The sequence below is a fragment of the Enterococcus saccharolyticus subsp. saccharolyticus genome (genome assembly GCF_029023825.1).
In the GTDB taxonomy this organism is placed as follows: Bacteria; Bacillota; Bacilli; order Lactobacillales; family Enterococcaceae; genus Enterococcus_F; species Enterococcus_F saccharolyticus.
This window is the reverse complement of sequence record NZ_CP118957.1, coordinates 2,166,323-2,185,783: the sequence shown is the minus strand read 5'-3', so window position 1 is coordinate 2,185,783 and position 19,461 is coordinate 2,166,323. Positions and strand designations below refer to the sequence as shown.

Annotated in this window: 19 protein-coding genes and 1 pseudogene; 13 read left to right on the top strand and 7 right to left on the bottom strand. The window is 37.9% G+C overall.

Annotation, left to right across the window (positions count from 1 at the left end):
• The first annotated feature begins 15 nt into the window (after window positions 1-15).
• A complete protein-coding gene (locus tag PYW32_RS11170; RefSeq protein ID WP_016174209.1) occupies window positions 16-597 on the top strand; it encodes a DEAD/DEAH box helicase family protein in 582 nt (193 codons plus the stop codon).
• Between the two features lie 267 nt (window positions 598-864).
• Window positions 865-2,355, top strand: a complete 1,491-nt coding sequence (locus PYW32_RS11165) for an Lsa family ABC-F type ribosomal protection protein (RefSeq protein WP_016174210.1) — start codon at window positions 865-867, stop codon at window positions 2,353-2,355.
• 59 nt (window positions 2,356-2,414) lie between these two features.
• Here PYW32_RS11165 and PYW32_RS11160 read toward each other — a convergent pair whose 3' ends face one another.
• From PYW32_RS11160 to PYW32_RS11150, 3 genes are read right to left on the bottom strand one after another with little or no spacing between them, the layout of a single operon-like run.
• Window positions 2,415-2,576 (bottom strand): hypothetical protein, encoded by a 162-nt coding sequence (locus PYW32_RS11160; RefSeq protein WP_016174211.1) that lies wholly within the window; start codon window positions 2,574-2,576, stop codon window positions 2,415-2,417.
• A gap of 11 nt (window positions 2,577-2,587) precedes the next feature.
• A complete protein-coding gene (locus PYW32_RS11155; protein ID WP_016174212.1) occupies window positions 2,588-2,938 on the bottom strand; it encodes a hypothetical protein in 351 nt (116 codons plus the stop codon).
• A gap of 18 nt (window positions 2,939-2,956) precedes the next feature.
• Window positions 2,957-3,979, bottom strand: coding sequence for a lactonase family protein (locus PYW32_RS11150; protein WP_016174213.1), 1,023 nt, complete (start codon window positions 3,977-3,979; stop codon window positions 2,957-2,959).
• 209 nt (window positions 3,980-4,188) lie between these two features.
• On the opposite strand from PYW32_RS11150, the gene PYW32_RS11145 reads away from it, so the two are divergent.
• Together PYW32_RS11145 and PYW32_RS11140 are read left to right on the top strand one after the other, a co-directional pair.
• On the top strand, window positions 4,189-4,539 hold the full coding sequence (locus PYW32_RS11145) for a PTS glucitol/sorbitol transporter subunit IIA (protein ID WP_016174214.1): 351 nt from the start codon (window positions 4,189-4,191) through the stop codon (window positions 4,537-4,539).
• Window positions 4,540-4,550: 11 nt separating this feature from the next.
• Entirely contained in the window at window positions 4,551-5,711 is a 1,161-nt protein-coding gene (locus PYW32_RS11140; protein ID WP_016174215.1) for an AI-2E family transporter, read from the top strand.
• Between the two features lie 44 nt (window positions 5,712-5,755).
• Here the strand turns inward: PYW32_RS11140 and PYW32_RS11135 are convergent, their stop codons facing one another.
• Both PYW32_RS11135 and PYW32_RS11130 read right to left on the bottom strand, forming a co-directional pair.
• Complete coding sequence (locus PYW32_RS11135; protein WP_016174216.1) at window positions 5,756-6,376, bottom strand: NAD(P)H-dependent oxidoreductase; 621 nt, start codon at window positions 6,374-6,376, stop codon at window positions 5,756-5,758.
• 105 nt (window positions 6,377-6,481) lie between these two features.
• Complete coding sequence (locus PYW32_RS11130; protein ID WP_016174217.1) at window positions 6,482-6,772, bottom strand: rhodanese-like domain-containing protein; 291 nt, start codon at window positions 6,770-6,772, stop codon at window positions 6,482-6,484.
• Between the two features lie 302 nt (window positions 6,773-7,074).
• Here PYW32_RS11130 and rpsO point away from each other — a divergent pair, with 302 nt between their 5' ends.
• The 3 genes from rpsO (at window position 7,075) to PYW32_RS11115 (ending at window position 10,344) form a co-directional block, all read left to right on the top strand.
• Complete coding sequence (rpsO, locus tag PYW32_RS11125; protein ID WP_016174218.1) at window positions 7,075-7,344, top strand: 30S ribosomal protein S15; 270 nt, start codon at window positions 7,075-7,077, stop codon at window positions 7,342-7,344.
• A 426-nt stretch (window positions 7,345-7,770) separates the two neighbouring features.
• Window positions 7,771-9,891: a polyribonucleotide nucleotidyltransferase gene (gene pnp, locus PYW32_RS11120; protein WP_016174219.1), complete on the top strand. Its 2,121-nt coding sequence runs from the start codon at window positions 7,771-7,773 to the stop codon at window positions 9,889-9,891.
• Window positions 9,892-9,948: 57 nt separating this feature from the next.
• On the top strand, window positions 9,949-10,344 hold the full coding sequence (locus PYW32_RS11115) for a hypothetical protein (protein WP_016174220.1): 396 nt from the start codon (window positions 9,949-9,951) through the stop codon (window positions 10,342-10,344).
• Between the two features lie 694 nt (window positions 10,345-11,038).
• On the opposite strand, the gene PYW32_RS11110 is transcribed toward PYW32_RS11115, so the two are convergent.
• Window positions 11,039-11,503 (bottom strand): GNAT family N-acetyltransferase, encoded by a 465-nt coding sequence (locus PYW32_RS11110; protein WP_016174221.1) that lies wholly within the window; start codon window positions 11,501-11,503, stop codon window positions 11,039-11,041.
• Window positions 11,504-11,666: 163 nt separating this feature from the next.
• Here PYW32_RS11110 and sufC point away from each other — a divergent pair, with 163 nt between their 5' ends.
• From sufC to sufB, 5 genes are read left to right on the top strand one after another with little or no spacing between them, the layout of a single operon-like run.
• The gene (gene sufC / locus PYW32_RS11105) at window positions 11,667-12,440 is read left to right on the top strand and encodes a Fe-S cluster assembly ATPase SufC (RefSeq protein ID WP_016174222.1); all 774 of its coding nucleotides are present in this window, start codon (window positions 11,667-11,669) and stop codon (window positions 12,438-12,440) included.
• A gap of 14 nt (window positions 12,441-12,454) precedes the next feature.
• A complete protein-coding gene (gene sufD / locus PYW32_RS11100) occupies window positions 12,455-13,747 on the top strand; it encodes a Fe-S cluster assembly protein SufD (protein ID WP_016174223.1) in 1,293 nt (430 codons plus the stop codon).
• Window positions 13,744-14,979, top strand: a complete 1,236-nt coding sequence (locus PYW32_RS11095; RefSeq protein WP_016174224.1) for a cysteine desulfurase — start codon at window positions 13,744-13,746, stop codon at window positions 14,977-14,979. The genes sufD and PYW32_RS11095 overlap by 4 nt, the downstream gene beginning before the upstream one ends.
• Window positions 14,966-15,442, top strand: coding sequence for a Fe-S cluster assembly sulfur transfer protein SufU (gene sufU, locus PYW32_RS11090; RefSeq protein WP_016174225.1), 477 nt, complete (start codon window positions 14,966-14,968; stop codon window positions 15,440-15,442). The genes PYW32_RS11095 and sufU overlap by 14 nt, the downstream gene beginning before the upstream one ends.
• A 12-nt stretch (window positions 15,443-15,454) precedes the next feature.
• Window positions 15,455-16,846 carry a Fe-S cluster assembly protein SufB gene (gene sufB, locus PYW32_RS11085; protein ID WP_016174226.1) on the top strand — a complete coding sequence of 464 codons (1,392 nt, stop codon included), beginning with the start codon at window positions 15,455-15,457 and terminating at the stop codon, window positions 16,844-16,846.
• Between the two features lie 137 nt (window positions 16,847-16,983).
• On the opposite strand, the pseudogene PYW32_RS11080 reads toward sufB, so the two are convergent.
• Window positions 16,984-17,184: pseudogene (locus tag PYW32_RS11080) on the bottom strand (IS3 family transposase); the annotation flags it as partial.
• Window positions 17,185-17,487: 303 nt separating this feature from the next.
• Here PYW32_RS11080 and PYW32_RS11075 point away from each other — a divergent pair.
• Window positions 17,488-19,443 carry a bifunctional metallophosphatase/5'-nucleotidase gene (locus tag PYW32_RS11075; protein WP_016174228.1) on the top strand — a complete coding sequence of 652 codons (1,956 nt, stop codon included), beginning with the start codon at window positions 17,488-17,490 and terminating at the stop codon, window positions 19,441-19,443.
• Window positions 19,444-19,461: the final 18 nt, after the last annotated feature.

Sequence of the window (19,461 nt, the reverse complement as noted above, 5' to 3'; positions counted from 1 at the left end):
AAAGAGGTGGCCAAGATGAGTTTAATTGTGTTGATCGGTGCGCAAGCAGTAGGCAAGATGACTGTTGGAAAAGAATTAGAAAAAATTATTGATGGCAAGTTATTATACAATCATCAAACGATTGATTTGTATGCTGATTTTTTAGGATTTACCAAAGAAACTTTTCGTCTTTCAGACATGACGCGTCGAGAGTTGTTCCAATCATTTGTCGTCAATAAAAAAGACAACCTCACCAAATCAATTATTTTTACTATAATGATAGGTTTTAGTGAAGCGTATGATCGTCAATTTTTACAAGAGATTGCGGCGATTTTTTTAGATGCTGACGAAGAAGTTTATTTTGTTGAACTAGTGACGGATTTAGAAACGCGTATTGAGCGTAATGTGGGAGAAGATCGTTTAGCAGCGAAACCATCTAAGCGCAATCTTGATTTTTCCCACAATGAATTAATTACCTCGCATAAAAAATGGCGATTAGTTTCATTGCCAGGTGAACTGGAAGCTTTGGAGCCACGAGCGAAAACAATGACGATTGACAATACGCATCGAACGCCTGAGGCAACTGCCCGAAAAATAAAAGAGACCTTCCACTTGTGATTTTTTCGTTGCGAAGAAATTTTAATCATGGTATGCTTATTTTAATAAAAAACGAAGTGAGGGATCCTCTATTGAAAAACTAAGCCAATTTGTTGAAGCTGCATGAAGACTGTCTTGTTTACAAGGGAGCAGTGTGCAGATTTTCAGGATTGGGGAAGTTTTTCGATACAGGGTCTTTTTGTGTACCTTTGTCTAAAAAATCCTTGTCCTGAAAATAGCCAAGGATTTTTTTTCTTGCCTAGCGATAGGTGAGTCGAGGTGAATAAAATGACAACAATTGAAATAAAAAATGTGACGTTTGGTTTTGATGCGCAAACAACACTATTATTTGACCATACGAATTTAACGTTGGATGCGAATTGGAAATTAGGATTAATTGGACGTAACGGGCGTGGGAAAACGACCTTGTTGCGTTTGTTAATGGATGAATATCCGTACAGCGGGAAAATTGACCATCAGTTAAACTTTACCTATTTTCCTCAAACAGTCACAGATAAGTCGCAACTCACATATTATGTGTTGCAGGAACTTTCAGAGTTTGAGCAGTGGAAATTGGAAAGAGAATTAAACCTTTTGCAATTAGATGCCGATGTATTATGGCGCGAGTTTGGTAGTTTATCTGGTGGGGAACAAACCAAAGTTCTTTTAGCATTGCTATTTGTGGATGATGTGAATTTTCCATTGATTGACGAACCAACCAATCATTTAGATGTGACCGCGCGCCAACAAGTTGCCGATTATTTACAGGCAAAGAAACAAGGATTTATTGTCGTAAGTCATGACCGTAGTTTTGTGGATGATGTTGTGGATCATGTCTTATCGATTGAAAAAAGTCAATTAGTGTTGTATCAAGGCAATTTTTCCGTTTACGAAGAACAAAAAGGATTACGCGATGCCTATGAACAAGAACAAAATGTGAAGTTGAAAAAAGAAGTGAGTCGTTTGAAACAAACTGCTGCGGAAAAGGCGGAATGGTCACGTGGGCGTGAAAAAGACAAATATGGTTCGCCCACGAAAAAAGGTAGCGGTGCAATTTACGACACAGGAGCAATTGGCGCTCGTGCTGCCCGCACGATGAAACGTTCCAAAGCGATTGTCAAGCGAATGGAAGATCAAGCAGCAGAAAAGGAAAAATTATTAAAAGATATTGAATACATTGATCCTTTGACTATGAATGTGCAACCCACACATCGCAAACAATTACTGAAAGTAGCAGATTTACAACTTCGTTATGGAGATCGACAATTATTCCAACCACTCTCATTTGAAATCAATCAAGGCGATCGAATCGCTATTCAAGGAGCAAATGGTTCTGGAAAGTCCTCGATTATTCAATGCTTACTGGGACAATTTCAAGGGGAAATGAGCGGAGTGATTCAGCAACCACAAGGGGTAACGATTAGTTATGTACGTCAAAATTACGAAGATAATCGCGGTACGTTACAAGAATTTGCGGAAACACATCGCTTAAGTTACCAAGACTTATTAAATAATTTACGCAAATTAGGTATCGAACGCACCGTTTTTAACAATTGCATTGAAGACATGAGTATGGGGCAACGCAAACGTGTGGAATTGGCGAAATCTCTCGCAACCCCAGCAGAATTGTTTATTTGGGATGAACCACTGAATTATTTAGATGTGTTTAATCACAAACAGTTAGAAGAAGTCATTCAAACAGTTCAGCCGACGATGTTGATTGTTGAACATGATACCACGTTTCTAAAAAATGTAGCGACCTCAATCATTCAGCTTTGATGTTGTGATAGGTTAAATGAACAACAAAGAAGCTACAGAAATTTTCTGCAGCTTCTTTGTTAATTTTCGACATTACGGACGTAATCATCAAAATATTGCAATAATTCATTTTTTAATTGTTGGTAATCCTCTTCAGAATAATCTTTATCTGCTAATTTAATTTCTAAAAAAGGCAGCGCTAATTCTTCTTTGAGACGATCCAACACATCTAATCGATCCATTTTTTTCACCTTTACAATAAATTAAATGACGCATTGACAGTTTCATACGTTTGACTCATGTATTTTAAACGGTTTTTCAGTGAGTCTAAATCATCGTTTGTGTGGAATAGGACTTGTTTTAATTCAAAGTAAAAGACATCAAACGCATTGACAAATTCTTCTACTTCTTTGGTTTGTAATTCTGGAAAAGTATCACAACGAACATATGCTTTTTCAGCAATGGCGTAGGCTTCCGCTGTTGTTAAAATGGCTAATGATTCATTAAAGCGACGACTAGACACTAAATCATAAGCAGACTGACACTTGTTGTAAATATTTGAAAAGTCTTTGACCAGTAGTTCAATCGGTGTTTTAGAAAACATAACGACCCCTCCTAGAGATTATTTTTCAAATAAGACACAAACACACTCAGGTGCATAAATATCTTTCTTGATTACTGTCAATGTACCATTTTCAGCATCACGACTGTATAATGTGATGTTATCTGTGTTTTGGTTGGCACATACAACAAAGTTTTCAGTTGGGTCTAAATCAAAGTCGCGTGGATGATCACCTTCTGTTGAAATGTGTTGTACGAATGATACGCTTGCGCCTTCTTCATTGACAGCAAAGACTGCAAGTGAATTGTGTCCACGGTTTGACAAGTAAACAAAACGACCATCACTAGAAATACGAACGGCAGCGCCACTGTTAAATCCTTCAAAGTCTTCTGGCAAAGTAGAGACTTTTTGTAATTCTTTAAATGTTCCAGTTGGTGCATCATAAGCTAAAACAGTTACAGTACTGTCTAATTCGCCGAATAAGTAAGCGTAGTTATTATTTGGATGGAAGACTAAATGACGAGGGCCTGTACCCGCTGGTGCAACATAAGTCGCCACTTCAGTTAGTTTTCCTTCATTAGATACATCGTAAGTGTACACACGGTCTGTTCCTAAATCACAAACAGCTAAGCGACCATCTGGTGTCAAATCTGTATAGTGAACATGTGGAACATTTTGGTTTTCATGAGGGCCAACAGGTTCATCGTGGAACACTGCGTCAGTTGCTTCTAAAGAACCGTCTTCTAAAATTTTGTATACGTTTACTTCGCCTTTGTGATAGTTTGCGCCATAAACTAGTTGACGTGCTTCGTCTACTGCAACATAACATAACGGTGCGCCTTCTTCAGTGACCGCGTTTAAGAAATTAAATTCTGAATCGTATGCAGCAGCGCCACCTTTACCGTCCACTTCTGTGACTGTATACGTAAAGCCTTTTTTGCTACGCGCAAGATAAGTAGGGCTGTTTTCTTCAGTAAGTAATTCTAAATCTACCAACTCTTCTTTGTCTGTGTCTAAAACGAAAGAATAAACTCCCTTACTTTCGCGACGCGTGTAAGTTCCTAAAAACATTTTTTCTAACATAGTGTGACCTCCTAAAATAGATTACATTTATTTTAACACACAACTTCTGAAAGAAGAACACTGTCTGATGCAATCGACAAACTGAGTTGTAAAATAAAAGACACCTCCCTTCAGAATAGACGACCGAATTTTAAGGTGCTTGCTGACAGACTTAATACATAATGTGTTATAATTTAAATATCCATAATAACAGGAGGGCGATGTTTAGAATGCATCAAGGAAAAGTAATTGCAATTGGTCAAGAAGCCATTGATGAAAATGAAAAAATCTTGATTTTTTTCGGTAAAGGAGTAACAGATGGGTTACGTCCTTATTCTGTTATCCAAGAAATTGAGCAGGCAGAAGACATCGAATTAGCCGTTGGCGGCACTATTTTATTTGGTGAACAAGAGTATCACATTATGTATGTTGGACATTTAGCAAATCAAAACTTGCAAACAATTCAACATATTTCATTTGTCTTTTCAGAAGTACCAACAGATAAATTGTCTAGTAGTGTGTATTTAACACCTGCAACACTTCCCGAAATAACAGAAGGGATGACCATTACTTATAGCTAGGAGGAGAAACGATGGAGAAGAAAAATAAACAGTCGTTTTCATGGTTTTGGAAATGGTTTTTAAACAATCAAGTCGTGACCGCATTATTAATTGTTTTGTTGGTCTTACTCATTATTAATTTATTTACCCGTGTGTCTTATTTATTCACACCTGTTTTACAATTTTTAGCGATTGTCGGGTTGCCGATTATTTTGGCAGGGATTTTGTATTACTTGATGAATCCAGTCGTGGATTTTGCAGAGAAAAAAGGCATTCGACGGATTTACAGTATTATCGCATTATTCGTGTTAGTCATTGGATTATTGGCATGGGGAATTATCGTGATTGTACCGAAAATTCAAGAACAAACATTAAGTTTTGTCGATAACTTTCCACAATACGTCAAAGTCGTTGAACGCACAGTCAATGATTTATTCTCTGATCCAATTTTTAGTCAAGTACAAGAACAATTAACGGCATCAGGCGAGAAATTTATGAATTCATTGACAGAAGTCATTCAAAACGTTTCAAAAACGACGTTCCAAAATTTAGGGAACTTCTTTGGTGCAGTGGCATCCATTGTCGTTGCAGTGATTACGATGCCATTTATTTTATTCTATCTATTAAAAGATGGACGAAAATTAGGCCCGTATGTTGTCAACTTTTTACCAATAAAATTACGTAAACCAACCTTAAAAGTATTAGGCGAAATGAACGATCAAGTGTCTTCTTATATTCGTGGACAATTAACTGTTGCTTTTGCGGTAGCGATTATGTTTATGATTGGTTTTTCAATTATTGGATTAGATTACGCGATTACATTAGGTATTGCGGCAGGTTTCTTAAATTTAATTCCGTATTTGGGTTCATTTTTAGCGCTAGTTCCAGCGGTCTTTTTAGGAATCGTTGGTGGACCAGTTCTATTAGTGAAAGTCTTAGTTGTATTTGTTATTGAACAGACGATTGAAGGACGTGTGATTTCGCCACTTGTTTTAGGTAGTCAGCTATCGATTCATCCAGTGACAATCTTATTAGTTTTATTAACTTCTGGAAAACTGTTTGGTTTAGTTGGTGTTATCTTAGGAATTCCAGCTTATGCAGCTATCAAAGTAGTCATTTCAAATGTCTTTGAATGGTACAAACGTATTTCTAATTTATATGAAGAAGAAACAGAAGTCATTACGAAAGAATAAAAAAAGCTAGGAACTTTTTTCAAGGTTCCTAGCTTTTTTGTTGATTAAAAGTTTAAGCTGATTGCTTCTGCTTTTTCAATTGCAGCATTGATAATTGATTCTGTTTTTTCTGGAAAGTGATCCGCACCTTCAACAAAAATTTGTTGGAAATCAGTTACGCCGATGAAATTTAGAATGCCTTTCACATATTGAGAAGCAAAATCTTGTCCTTCATAAGCGCCACCACTTGCTTGAATATGCAAAGCTTTTTTCCCTTCTGTTAAAGGTTGTGGGCCTGCTTCGGTATAACGGAAGGTTTTTCCAGCAACATTGATAGTATCAAACCATGCTTTCAAACGTGTTGGAATATTTAAGTTCCATAAACCATTTGCCACAACGACTTTATCAGCTGCTAAAAATTGTTCTGTGGATTCGTTGAAACGAGCAATTTTACGTTGTTGTTCAGCTGTTAACTCAGCAAAATCTTTTCCTTCACGTAAATCGTTCCAACCAGACATAATGTCATAATCAATTTCAGGAAAATCTTCATGATATAAATCTAGCGTAATGATTTCATCTTCTGGATGACTTTTTTTGTAACTATCTAAAAAAGCATAAAATACTTTCATTGATTTTGATGCTTCATCTGTCATGGGGTGAGCCTTAATTGCTAATAATGTTGCCATAGAATCTCTCCTTTGTATTTGTAAGTAGTTCTTAAAAGTAGTATACAAGATAAAAAAAGGATTTCAAACATATTTGTCTGAAATCCTTTTTTTTAGTAAGTGTGTTTAGGCAGCTTCTTTTTTAAGAGCTTTCATGCCGCCAATTACGTGTAATGCTTTGTATCCATGATTATTTAAAAATTGTGCAATAATGTCTGAACGACGACCAGAATGGCTTAGAACATAATAAGTTGTATTTTTATCTAGTTCACTTAAACGGTTAGGTAGGCTAGTTGTAGGCATAGAAATAGCGTTAGGTAGATGACCTTCGCTGAACGCGCCTTTATCACGGATATCCAAAATAGCAATAGATTGATTTAGTAACAGTTGAAAGTCTTGTACGTTAATTGAATTCATAAAAAAATTCCTTTCTTTCTTGGATGAGTAGATTTTATGTGGTTTTCTGAAAATATGCAACGTTTTTTGCATATAGATGAAAAAATAATGAAACATATCTTAATGTTTTCAACAAAGAATAGAAAAAAACATACGTTTTGTTTGTATAAATATTGTTTTTCTTAAATTAAAGGTAGAAACTTGCTTTTTTAAAGAGAATCAAGTAAAGTATATCTGTGCGTTAAGCACCACCTGTCACTTGGTTTGACGAATCACCAACGTTTTACTCAGTTACAGGGAAATAATCGAAAGAGGTGGAAAACATGGCAATTTCTAAAGAACGTAAAAACGAAATCATCAACCAATTTGCTCGTCATGAAGGAGATACTGGTTCTCCAGAAGTACAAATCGCTGTATTAACTGAAGATATCAATACTTTGAATGCTCACATCCGTGAACACAAAAAAGATCACCATTCATACCGTGGTTTGATGAAAAAAGTTGGTCACCGTCGTAACTTGTTAGCTTACCTACGTAACAAAGACGTGGCTCGTTACCGCGAATTGATCAAAGCTTTAGGATTACGTCGTTAATCATTACAATGAGAAAAGTGAGGTTCGACCGAATCTCACTTTTTTGTTGTGAAACACAGCGATTCGCCAACTGAAAGGCGAGCGAGAGCTGATGTTGAACAATACTAGCTGAGCGAAAGCGAGGGTAGTAACCGTACCACTGAAACACAGCGATTCGCCAACTGAAAGGCGAGCGAGAGCTGATGTTGAACAATACTAGCTGAGCAAAAGCGAGGGTAGTAACCTTTTGTGCTGAAGCACGTTCGGAAGATAAAGTTTACGTTACACAACATGACTTTGGTAAAGCAACACATGGATTCAAAAAAACAAAAATAAAATCGCTGTGACTGTTGGCCTGGCTTACTACTAACCAAATGAAAGCACTGAATTTTCAATGTTTTCATTTGTTTAGTAGCAGCCTTGACTCACAGTGGAAAAGGAGTTCTTATGACAAAGCAAGTATTTAAAACAACTTGGGGCGGACGCCCATTAGAAGTAGAAGTCGGACAACTTGCCAAACAAGCAAATGGTGCTGTTTTAGTCCGTTATGGAGACACTGTTGTCTTGAGTGCAGCTGTTGCCTCAAAAGAAGCAAAAGATACTGATTTCTTCCCATTAACAATTAACTATGAAGAAAAAATGTATGCAGTAGGTAAAATTCCTGGAGGTTTCATTAAACGTGAAGGTCGTCCAAGTACGGATGCAACATTAACAGCTCGTTTAATCGACCGTCCAATTCGTCCAATGTTTGCGGAAGGCTTCCGTAATGAAGTTCAAGTAACAAATATCGTGATGAGTGTGGAACAAGATTGTTCACCAGCAATGGCGGCAATGTTAGGTTCTTCATTAGCATTATCTATTTCAGATATTCCATTTGATGGTCCAATCGCAGGGGTCGATGTTGGCCGTGTCAATGGTGAATACGTGTTAAATCCGACTGTTGAGCAAGCGCAAGCAACTGACATCGAACTAACCGTTGCTGGAACAAAAGATGCGATTAACATGGTTGAATCTGGTGCGAAAGAAGTATCAGAAGCAGATATGTTAGGTGCGTTATTATTTGGTCATGAAGCGATTAAAGAAATCGTTGCTTTCCAAGAAGAAATTGTCGCAGCTGTAGGTAAAGAAAAAATGGAAGTGACTTTATTACAAGTTGCGGAAGATTTAAAGGCAGAAATTTTTTCTGCATATTACCAAACAATGAAAACGGCAGTCTTAACAGAAGAAAAATTAGCGCGTGAAGATGAAATTGACAAAGTAAAAGATACAGTCAAAGAAGTCTATGCTGAAAAATCCGCTGAATTAGCAGCTGACGAAGCCGCGCAATTAACCAAAGAAGTGAAACAAATCGCGGAAGATCTTGAAAAAGATGTGGTTCGTGAATTGATTACAATTGATAAAATCCGTCCTGATGGCCGTAAATTAGACGAAATTCGTCCATTGGCTTCAGAAGTAAGTTTATTACCTCGCGTGCATGGTTCTGGATTATTTACACGTGGACAAACTCAAGCGTTATCTGCTTGTACATTAGCTCCATTAGGCGAACATCAAATTATTGATGGATTAGGTGTGGAAGAATCAAAACGTTTCATCCATCACTATAACTTCCCTCAATTTTCTGTAGGTTCAACTGGCCGTGCTGGTTCTCCAGGTCGTCGTGAAATTGGACACGGTGCATTAGGTGAACGTGCATTAGCGCAAGTCATTCCAAATGAAGAAACTTTCCCTTACACAATTCGTTTAGTGGCGGAAGTGTTAGAATCAAATGGTTCTTCTTCACAAGCAAGTATTTGTGCGGGCACATTAGCATTGATGGATGCCGGTGTACCCATCAAAGCACCAGTTGCTGGGATTGCGATGGGTCTTGTTTCTGATGGCGAAAACTATACAATCTTAACTGATATCCAAGGGTTAGAAGACCACTTGGGCGATATGGACTTTAAAGTTGCTGGAACAAAAGACGGAATTACTGCCTTACAAATGGATATTAAAATCCAAGGTATCACAGAACAAATCTTACGTGAAGCATTAGACCAAGCGAAAAAAGCTCGTATGGAAATTCTTGAAGAATTAACGTCAACGATTGCTGAACCACGCGCAGAATTAAGTCAATATGCACCGAAGATTGAAATGATTAAAATTGATCCAGCGAAAATCAAAGATGTTATCGGTAAAGGTGGCGACACAATTAACGGTATTATTGATGAAACTGGTGTTAAAATTGATATTGATCAAGACGGTAATGTGTCAATCGCTTCTGCGGATGCCGATATGATTAAAAAAGCAATTAAGATTATTGAAGATTTAACAAAAGAAATCAAAGTTGGCGAAGTTTACTTAGGTAAAGTTGTCCGCATTGAAAAATTTGGTTGTTTCGTGAATCTAATTAAAGGAAAAGATGGTTTAGTCCACATTTCTCAATTAGCAAATGAACGTGTCAATAAAGTAGAAGACGTTGTGAAATTAGGCGACGAAATCTTAGTGAAAGTCACAGAAATCGACAAACAAGGTCGTGTGAACCTTTCAAGAAAAGCATTATTAGCAGACGAAACAAAAGAAGAGAAATAAACCAAAAAGTTAGGATGGTGACATCCTAGCTTTTTGCTTACCCAAAGGAGCTTTTTGATGAAACAAAATTGGAAACTAAAAATCATGAAATTTATGCACGGTCGTTATGGACATTTCGATGCATTAGGGAAATTGTTAATCATCGTAGCGTTACTGTCATTATTGATTTCTGGTCCCTTTCGCTGGTTGGCGTATGTCTTAATTGTCGTTGCATATTATCGTTTCTTCTCTAAACGAATTTATGTCCGCGCCAATGAAAATAAAAAATATTTAGTTGTTCAAAATAAAGTGACGCATTTCTTTAAGCAACAAAAGGAGAAATTTCAACAGCGTAAAACGCATGTTTATTTTCGTTGTCCTGAATGCAAGCAACAATTACGTGCACCAAAAGGGAAAGGCAAAATTAAAGTGACTTGTAGTCAATGTCACCATCAATTTATCAAAAAAGTGTAGCGAAAAGGGAAATTCTTGTATAACGAACCCAAAGATGTTATAATTTTCTTCCTTGCCCTTTGAAAACAGGTGAATCGTTGAACTCTGTGAAGAGCGTCTAAACAACGTGCAGTAGATGATTTGGGATCAGACCTTGCTGTCGTTTGATGGGATACTGTCGATTGATGAGTTGAGAAGTATGGTGACATATGACGAACGAGGAGTAAAAGCTCCTTAAGGCGAAGAATCATGCAAAGTATTGCTAGATATAAGGTATCGTAGCTTACGGGGAGGACAATAAAAAGCGTAGCGAAAAACGCTCGCCTCTCCTTGCTGGCGCTTAAAAAGGGATTTTTAAGAAAGTCGAAGGAACATCCAACCAACTCCTATGCTGTGAAGGTTAGAAATAACCTATAACGTAAGAAGCGAGTAAAAGTAGCTCAAAGGCAGAAATTAAACCTAGTTATGGTAGACAAATTGACTGAATGTTTGAGTGAAATTTGTGGTCCGTTGTGATCGACAGCACTTAAGGTTGTTTTCAACTGTATAAAGCAAGAGAAAGTTTCAGGTCGCTCCTGAGGCTCAGTCTTCTTGGGTGCGTGACTGAATAATATCACACCAATATGGCGTAGAGAGAAATACTCCAATGATTCATTTGTTTTGAGAGGGCAAGGAAAAGAGCGAGAACGTTGTTAGTAGCGTTCTCGCTCTTTTTTTAGTCACGTGTCAGGGTATGTTGCATAATTAGTTCGCCATTTTGAGGATCTTCTTCATTGAGTTGAACAAACCCAAATGACTCATAAAAAGGAAATGCTTTGACATTTTCTTTGTGCACACTTAAATAAATCGTATCGACATTTCTGTAGTGATCTTTTAAATACGTCAGCACCGCACGAAACAATGCGTGACCATAGCCTTGTTTTTGATGACGATGGTCAATCATAAAACGATCAAACCAAATCGAACGCTCCGTTTGATTTTCTGCGCCAATCATCGCAAAACCAACCATTTTATGATCCACATATAAGCCAATAGGGGTCCACTGTAACGCACGGTCATACGTTGCTTCGAGTAATGAATCACGATTTTCTTCAATTAAACTTTTTTGATTCTCCGCAACAGATAAGTTTGCTGCTTCACGCCAATTGTCTTGTGTAATTGGTTTTAGTTGGTATCTCATAATAAAAATCACTCCTTTCCCATAGTATATCAAACTTGAAATAATTCTAAAGTAAAACGTATTCATTTTTTTAGGAAGCGTTTTTTTCAGTTCCAGTATTTGAACTTCATTCTCAATTAGTCTACAATGAATAAGAATAAATAATGAATTTGGAGGGAACGGAATGTCTGTTTTAGAAATCAAAAACTTGCATGTTTCAATTGAAGATAAAAAAATCTTAAAAGGTGTTAACTTAACTTTAAATACAGGTGAAATTCACGCAATCATGGGACCAAATGGAACAGGTAAATCAACTTTATCTGCAGCAATTATGGGAAATCCTAACTTTGACGTGACAGAAGGCGAAATCTTATTTGATGGCGAAGATGTGTTAGAAATGGAAGTTGATGAACGCGCACGTTTAGGTCTGTTTTTAGCGATGCAATACCCAAGTGAAATCCCAGGAATCACCAATGCAGAATTCATGCGTGCGGCGATTAATGCCAAACGTGAAGAAGACGATAAAATTTCTGTGATGGACTTCATCAAAAAATTAGATGAAAAAATGGATTTATTAAACATGCCGGAAGAAATGGCAGAACGTTATTTAAATGAAGGTTTCTCTGGTGGAGAGAAAAAACGTAATGAAATTTTACAATTATTGATGTTAGAACCAACCTTTGCTATTTTAGATGAAATTGACTCTGGTTTAGATATTGATGCCTTAAAAGTAGTTGCCAAAGGGGTAAATGAAATGCGCGGCGAAGGATTTGGCGCGTTAATCATTACACATTACCAACGTCTATTGAACTACATCACACCAGATGTGGTGCATATTATGATGGAAGGTCGCGTTGTGATGACTGGTGATGCTGACTTAGCTCGTCGTTTAGAAGCAGAAGGTTATGCAGGTATCAGTAAGGAATTAGGTATCGATTACAAAGAAGAAGAAGCGTAAGGAGGTCAAGATACATGAAAAACAACTTGAAAGACTATCTTGACGCAGTCAACGTTTTTTCAGCTCTAAAGGAAGAACCTGCTTGGATGCTTGAATTGCGTCAAGCTGCGTTAGACAAAGTAGATGCACTACCATTTCCAGTCATTGAACGTGTGAAATATGAGCGCTGGCCATTATTGAACATTGATGAAACTGAATTAAATGGTGAAAATGTGGTAGAAGGAACTATTCCGTCATTTGACGAAATGAGCGACCATCCAATTTTAGTACAACAAGATGGCGCAACCGTTTTTGAACAACTTCCACAACATTTAATCGATCAAGGCGTCATTTTTACCGATTTGTTTACAGCAATGCAAGAGCATTCCGATTTAGTAAAAGAATACTACATGACGAAAGCTGTACCAGTGGATGAAGATAAAATGACAGCCGCACATGCAGCCTTTATGAATGGTGGTATGTTCTTATATGTACCAAAAAATGTTGTCATTGAAGAACCAATCGAAGCGGTTTTCCATCATAATGGCAATGCAGCAACGCATTTCTTCAAACATGTCTTAATCGTTGCGGACGAACACAGTGAATTTAGCTATTTAGAACGTTTTATTACAAAAGGCGCAGAAGCTGAAAAAGTTTCTGGGAATGTGGTTGTTGAAGTCATTGCTAAACCAGGTTCAAAAGTGAAATATTCAGCGATTGACCAACTAGGTGTGAACTTATCCACTTATATGAATCGTCGTGGTTATATCATGCGAGACGCTTCTGTTGATTGGGCTTTAGGCGTAATGAATGAAGGCAATATCGTAGCCGATTTTGATTCTGATTTAGTCGGTGAAGGTTCTCATTCGGAAGTAAAAGCAGTTGCAATCAGTGCGGGACGTCAAATTCAAGCAATTGATACGCGCGTAACCAATAAAGCACCACATTCAATTGGTCACATTTTACAGCACGGCGTTATTCGTGAACGTGGAACCTTAACATTTAACGGCATTGGTCACATTCTAAAAGGCGCAAAAGGTGCTGATGCGCAACAAGAAAGTCGTGTCCTAATGCTATCCGATAAAGCGCGTGGCGATGCTAACCCAATTTTATTAATTGATGAAAATGAAGTAACCGCGGGACATGCAGCCAGTGTTGGTCGTGTCGATCCAGAAGAAATGTACTATTTAATGAGTCGTGGTCTTCGTAAAGAAGATGCAGAACGCTTGGTTATCCGCGGATTCTTAGGTTCTGTCTTAACAGCGATTCCAGTCAAAGAAGTTCAAAAAGAATTAATTGATGTTATTGAAGGGAAGTTGAACGCATGATTAATGCCCAAAATCTTCGACAAGAATTTCCCATTTTGAATCAAATTGTCAACGATGAACCGCTTGTTTATCTTGATAATGCTGCAACGACACAAAAACCGGATGCTGTTTTACAAGCCTTGACGGACTATTATCATCAAAATAACGCGAATGTTCATCGAGGAGTGCATACATTAGCAGAACGTGCGACCCATGATTACGAAGCCTCAAGAGAAAAAGTTCGTCGTTTTATTCATGCGAAAGAAACTGCAGAAGTTTTGTTCACTCGTGGAACGACAACTGGATTAAATTGGGTATCACGAAGTTTTGGGGATGCATTTGTTCAAGAAGGCGATGAAATCGTCATTTCATATATGGAACATCATTCCAACATTATTCCTTGGCAACAATTAGCAACTCGTAAAAAAGCGAAATTGAAATACATTGCGCTAACACCAGAAGGCTTTTTGGATATGGAAGATGCCAAACGTCAGATTACAGATAAAACGGCACTTGTCTCTGTCGCCCATGCGTCAAATGTGCTAGGTGTGATTAATCCAATCAAAGAATTGGCGGAGCTTGCCCATGCACACGATGCAGTGATGGTGGTCGACGGCGCACAAGCAGTCCCACATATGCCAGTTGATGTGCAAGCGTTAGACGCTGATTTCTATGCGTTTAGTGCTCATAAGATGTGTGGTCCCACAGGAATGGGGATTTTATACGGCAAACGTAAATGGTTAGAGCAAATGGAACCTGTGGAATTTGGTGGCGAAATGATTGATTTTGTCCATTTATATGAAAGCACATGGAAAGAACTACCTTGGAAATTTGAAGCCGGCACGCCCAATATTGCGGATGCAATTGGCTTAGGAGCGGCTGTGGATTATTTAGAAGCGTTAGGAATGCAAGAAATTCATGATTATGAAGCAAGTTTAGTGGCATATGTTTTACCAAAATTACAGGCGATTGAAGGATTGACGGTCTATGGACCACAAAACCCAGATGACCATACAGGTGTGATTGCCTTTAATTTAGATGGTATTCATCCACATGATGTGGCAACCGCATTGGATATGGAAGGGGTCGCTGTACGTGCAGGACATCATTGTGCCCAACCATTATTGAATTACTTAGATGTTCCGGCAACTGCTCGCGCAAGTTTTTACATTTACAATACCAAAGAAGATGCTGATCGTTTAGTGGAAGCAATTCAAGCAACAAAGGAGTTTTTCAAACATGGCACTATCTAGATTAGATAATTTATACCGTCAAGTGATTTTGGATCACTCCAGTCATCCACATCATCACGGTAGCTTAGAAAAATCAAATCAACGAATCGAATTAAACAATCCAACCTGTGGCGATGTGATCCATTTGGAATTAAATATGGAAGATGACATCATTCAAGACATTGCCTTTTCTGGACACGGTTGTTCCATCAGTACCGCTAGTGCGTCAATGATGACCGAAGCGGTACTTGGTAAAACATTGGCAGAAGCGATGGCGTTATCCGAAAATTTCTCTCAATTAGTCCAAGGAAACGATGTCCCAGAGTTGGATAAATTAGGCGATGCAGCGATGCTTGGCGGTGTCGCAAAATTTCCAGCCCGCATTAAATGTGCAACTTTAGCTTGGAAAGCCCTTGAAAAAGCCTTAGATAATCCTGAAATGGGAATTGGCGAAAGTGGCTTTATGAAGCATGAAGAAGATTAAGGAGTGAGAAACATGGGAGTACCTGAATTAGAAGAATATAAATATGGTTTCCACGATGACGTGGAACCAGTCTTTAGTACCGGAGAAGGACTAACCGAAGATATCGTCCGTGAAATCTCACGTGTCAAAGGCGAACCAGAATGGATGTTAGAATTCCGTTTGAAATCATTGGAAGCCTTCAATAAAATGCCAATGCAAAAATGGGGTCCAGACTTATCAGATATTGATTTCAACGCCATTAAATACTACCAAAAACCAAGTGATAAACCAGCCCGTGATTGGGAAGATGTTCCTGAAAAAATCAAAGAAACCTTTGAACGTATCGGAATTCCCGAAGCAGAACGTGCCTATTTAGCTGGTGCTTCTGCACAATACGAATCAGAAGTAGTTTATCACAATATGAAAGAAGAATTTGAAAAACTAGGGATTATCTTTACAGATACCGATTCAGCATTAAAAGAATACCCAGAAATTTTCAAACAATACTTCTCAAAATTAGTGCCACCAACTGACAATAAATTAGCCGCATTAAACTCAGCCGTATGGTCAGGTGGAACCTTTATCTATGTACCAAAAGGTGTTCGTGTGGATGTGCCACTACAAACGTATTTCCGTATTAATGCTGAAAATACTGGTCAGTTTGAACGTACGTTAATTGTCGTTGACGAAGGTGCTAGTGTCCATTACGTTGAAGGTTGTACCGCACCAACGTATTCAAGTAACAGCTTGCATGCTGCGATTGTTGAAATCTTTACCTTAAAAGACGCATATTGCCGTTATACAACGATCCAAAACTGGTCAGATAACGTCTATAACTTAGTAACAAAACGCGCCAAAGCAATGGAAGGCGCAACCGTTGAATGGATTGATGGAAACCTAGGTGCCAAAACAACCATGAAATACCCAAGCGTTTACCTTGAAGGAGAAGGCGCACGCGGTACGATGTTGTCCATTGCCTTTGCAGGTGCCAAACAAATTCAAGATACGGGTGCTAAAATGATTCACAACGCACCAAATACCTCTAGTTCGATTGTATCTAAATCAATCGCCAAAGACGGTGGTGAAGTGAACTATCGTGGACAAGTAACATTCGGTAAGAAGAGTAAAGGTTCTATCTCACATATCGAATGTGACACCATCATTATGGATGACCTATCAAAATCTGATACCATTCCATTTAATGAAATCCACAACAGCCAAGTTGCCCTAGAGCACGAAGCCAAAGTATCAAAAATTTCAGAAGAACAATTATATTACCTAATGAGTCGCGGCCTTTCAGAAGGCGAAGCAACGGAAATGATTGTTATGGGATTTGTCGAACCATTTACCAAAGAACTTCCAATGGAGTACGCAGTTGAGTTGAATCGCTTGATTTCGTATGAGATGGAAGGGTCTGTAGGATAATTGAATTGATTAAGCTAGAAATGCCTACTGGAAGGTGTTTCTGGCTTTTTTGTTTGGGCGTGGGGAAAGTGGAATGGCAACCCTTTTTTTGACAAAAATTATAAAGTGTAAAAATCAGGTGCTTGTTATCTAATCCGATTGACGTAATCAAATAATTGCAGTTTGAGTTGATTCAATGTGTCAAATGTGTTCGGATAAACAAATTCTGCTTTGAATGATTTATAGGTTGATTCTGCCACTGCATTATCATAAGGACAACCTTTCTTGCTCAGTGATCGTTTGATGGCAAATGTCTTTAAGGTCGTATCAATTAGTTTATTATCAAATTCCTTTTCTCTGATGATGTCGGCTCTTGGTTTCCCCGAATTTAATAAGTCGACCATTTGTTGTTTAAATTCTTGCGTGTAGGTTCTGCGTTCTCTTCTTTGCGACATGAAATGATTCCTCCAATGTGTTTTCTGATAGTTTACACACCTTATCTTTTCTGTCTAGTTTATTGTAGCCTATCCACCCACTAGTGAGTAGGTTGTTATCAAGCAAAAACCAACCAATTGCCCATCCTACTTCAATATGTTATGCTAATTTTTGGAATTGTTTTCAAAATAGATGGAAGGGGAATATCTTTAGATAGGGCTAGAGATATGTTGGTGATTATGAAGAGATATATCAATAAGAAGTGGCTTGTTTTATTAAGCATGGGGGTCCTTGCTGGCTGTGCGACAAATACTACCAGTGAAGACAAAGAAACGGAAAGCTCAACTTCGGAAGAGAAACAAATAACTATTTTAGGAACTTCAGATATTCATGGTCGTTACATGGCGTGGGATTATGCGACAGATGTCGAAAATAAAGCAGGAAGTTTTGCGCAAATTAGTACAATTGTCAAAGAAATTCGAGATGAAAATGAACACACTGTTTTAGTTGATGCGGGCGATTTGATTCAGGATAATTCTGCGGAACTGTTCAAAAATGATGACCATCATCCAGCCACAGAAGTGTTAAAAGCTTTGGATTATGATGTTTGGACGATGGGAAATCATGAGTTCGATTATGGCTTTGATGTTTTGGATAATATCACGGAGCAGTTTGACGGTGGTGTTTTAGCAGGAAACGTGCAGCTTGACGATGGGACACCGTATTTTGATTCGTATAAAATTGTGGAACGCGATGGTGTGAAAATTGGTTTTATTGGGATGACGACACCATTGGTTGCTGAATTTAAAAAAGATACAGATATTTTTGATGGAAAAAAATTAACAGATCCTGTCAAAGAAACGATTGAAGTTGTGAAAAACTTGAAAAAAGATGTGGATGTGTTAGTGGGTGTTGTCCACATGGGGATATCGAATGAAAATGATGTACATAACACCGGAGTAGCAGATATGGCAGAAGCAGTTCCAGAATTGGATGTGGTATTTGCTGGTCATATGCACACACTAGTAGAAGAAGAGTTCATCAATGATGTATTGATTGTAGAACCTGATAAATATGGTCGTTTTGTTTCGCGTGTTGACTTGACCTTGTCTAAAAATGAAGATGGTTATGAAGTCAAAGATAAATCTGGTTCTGCTATAGAAGTGGCTGGTTATGAAGAAGATCCTGAAATTAACGAATTACTAAAACCTTCGCATGAACGTGCCAGAAAAGATGCGAATACGGTGTTAGGTGAACTTGTAGGTATGGATTTAGTTCCTGAAAATGAGATTCAAGGGATTTCAGCTGCACAAATTCAAGAAACGCCTTTAGTCAATTTCTTTGGTGAAGTAATGCTTCACTATAGCCAAGGAGCCGATGTAGTCGCGTTTCAAATTGACACTGACACACCTTTGTTAGATATGGGAGAGATTAAGAAAAAAGACATTGCTCGAAATTACCAATTTACAGATGGGGAAGTAACCGTCTATGAAATCACCGGTAAAGATTTAAAAGATTATATGGAATGGGGCGCTGATTATTATAATCAAACGAGACCCGGCGATGTGACAGTCAGCTTTAATCCTGAACGCCGAACAAGTAAATACAATACGAATGATCGTTTTTACAATGTGAAATATGAGATTGATTTATCGCAAGAAGCGGGCAACCGAATTATCAATTTAAGACGTTTAGATGATACACCAATCAAAGATGATGAAACGCTTAAAATTGGGATGAATCAATATAGAATGAACTTTTTAGTATCAGAAGATGGTCCATTAGCGGGGAGAGAATTTAAAGAAGGGTATTCTACTTTTGCTCAAGATGCTTTTGGTGAAGTAGAAGGACGTATTAGAGAATTATCTGCTCGTTATATTAAAGAAGAGAAAAATGGCGTCTATGAAGGCGTATTACTAAATAATTGGAAAATTATTGGTGTAGATAATGATGCAGAGGTTCGACAAGATGTTGTCGACTTAGTGAATGCAGATATTTTGGAGTTACCAAGTATGGAAGATGGTAAAGTGACGAATATTGCGTCGATCAATATCAATGATGAAGTGACGCAAGAAAATATTGATGCACTAGCTAAAAAAGCCAATGTCAATGTGGATGAGTTGCAAAACATTCAAACAACTGGTGATTTATACAAAGCAATTAATGACAAGCGTAGTAAATAAGAACGAACTAACCCGCAT

What these genes read in the sequence shown, in the direction of transcription:
- PYW32_RS11170 (WP_016174209.1), top strand. Translation starts at nt 16, where the DNA reads ATGAGTTTAATTGTGTTGATCGGTGCGCAAGCAGTAGGCAAGATGACT.
- PYW32_RS11165 (WP_016174210.1), top strand. Translation starts at nt 865, where the DNA reads ATGACAACAATTGAAATAAAAAATGTGACGTTTGGTTTTGATGCGCAA.
- PYW32_RS11160 (WP_016174211.1), bottom strand. Translation starts at nt 2,576, where the DNA reads ATGGATCGATTAGATGTGTTGGATCGTCTCAAAGAAGAATTAGCGCTG.
- PYW32_RS11155 (WP_016174212.1), bottom strand. Translation starts at nt 2,938, where the DNA reads ATGTTTTCTAAAACACCGATTGAACTACTGGTCAAAGACTTTTCAAAT.
- PYW32_RS11150 (WP_016174213.1), bottom strand. Translation starts at nt 3,979, where the DNA reads ATGTTAGAAAAAATGTTTTTAGGAACTTACACGCGTCGCGAAAGTAAG.
- PYW32_RS11145 (WP_016174214.1), top strand. Translation starts at nt 4,189, where the DNA reads ATGCATCAAGGAAAAGTAATTGCAATTGGTCAAGAAGCCATTGATGAA.
- PYW32_RS11140 (WP_016174215.1), top strand. Translation starts at nt 4,551, where the DNA reads ATGGAGAAGAAAAATAAACAGTCGTTTTCATGGTTTTGGAAATGGTTT.
- PYW32_RS11135 (WP_016174216.1), bottom strand. Translation starts at nt 6,376, where the DNA reads ATGGCAACATTATTAGCAATTAAGGCTCACCCCATGACAGATGAAGCA.
- PYW32_RS11130 (WP_016174217.1), bottom strand. Translation starts at nt 6,772, where the DNA reads ATGAATTCAATTAACGTACAAGACTTTCAACTGTTACTAAATCAATCT.
- rpsO (WP_016174218.1), top strand. Translation starts at nt 7,075, where the DNA reads ATGGCAATTTCTAAAGAACGTAAAAACGAAATCATCAACCAATTTGCT.
- pnp (WP_016174219.1), top strand. Translation starts at nt 7,771, where the DNA reads ATGACAAAGCAAGTATTTAAAACAACTTGGGGCGGACGCCCATTAGAA.
- PYW32_RS11115 (WP_016174220.1), top strand. Translation starts at nt 9,949, where the DNA reads ATGAAACAAAATTGGAAACTAAAAATCATGAAATTTATGCACGGTCGT.
- PYW32_RS11110 (WP_016174221.1), bottom strand. Translation starts at nt 11,503, where the DNA reads ATGAGATACCAACTAAAACCAATTACACAAGACAATTGGCGTGAAGCA.
- sufC (WP_016174222.1), top strand. Translation starts at nt 11,667, where the DNA reads ATGTCTGTTTTAGAAATCAAAAACTTGCATGTTTCAATTGAAGATAAA.
- sufD (WP_016174223.1), top strand. Translation starts at nt 12,455, where the DNA reads ATGAAAAACAACTTGAAAGACTATCTTGACGCAGTCAACGTTTTTTCA.
- PYW32_RS11095 (WP_016174224.1), top strand. Translation starts at nt 13,744, where the DNA reads ATGATTAATGCCCAAAATCTTCGACAAGAATTTCCCATTTTGAATCAA.
- sufU (WP_016174225.1), top strand. Translation starts at nt 14,966, where the DNA reads ATGGCACTATCTAGATTAGATAATTTATACCGTCAAGTGATTTTGGAT.
- sufB (WP_016174226.1), top strand. Translation starts at nt 15,455, where the DNA reads ATGGGAGTACCTGAATTAGAAGAATATAAATATGGTTTCCACGATGAC.
- PYW32_RS11075 (WP_016174228.1), top strand. Translation starts at nt 17,488, where the DNA reads ATGTTGGTGATTATGAAGAGATATATCAATAAGAAGTGGCTTGTTTTA.